Annotated in this window: 1 protein-coding gene and 1 pseudogene; both read right to left on the reverse strand. The window is 51.6% G+C overall.

Translation table 11 applies throughout. The annotated features are described in order from the left end of the window. A pseudogene (locus ACU8YC_RS27135) lies at nucleotides 1–159 on the reverse strand (GNAT family N-acetyltransferase); the annotation flags it as partial. Next, a partial coding sequence (gene ubiT, locus ACU8YC_RS27140; protein WP_446896278.1) for a ubiquinone anaerobic biosynthesis accessory factor UbiT occupies nucleotides 153–461 on the reverse strand: 309 nt, incomplete at its 5' end. The gene ubiT and the pseudogene ACU8YC_RS27135, both read right to left, overlap by 7 nt.

Below are 461 nucleotides of genomic sequence, written 5' to 3' on the forward strand. Positions count from 1 at the left end.
GACCGGAACTACGTCATCGGTAGCAACCAAACGCTGCGTTAAGAACCCGTATTCACGCAGGTCGTGTACTAGTTTCGCTTCCGCATCGCGCTAAAACGAACGGCGCAGCAACGCATCAATACCAGGGGCATCAAGGGGAATTTCAACTCGAATCAGCATGGCTGACGTACCGAAGTCTGTTTGGTTTCTGGCGTTGTTTGCATTACCGCCTCAACAAAATCCGCCAACTGCATCAGCATGATGCGCAGCGCCTTAGGCATCTGCTCCAGTTCGATGGCGTCCATCAGATTTTTTACATACAGCCCTAAGTCTGTATCACCTTCAATCACCAGGCGACGATGGAAGAACAGCGGATCCGGATCCTGCTTACGTGCCGCGATCATCAGAAGATCGCTGGCATCCGCGCTAAAACTGGCATCCGCATCTGCATTCTGGCTGACGATCAGTTTATCGTTTTGAAC

Source organism: Citrobacter sp. VF227, assembly GCF_052950715.1.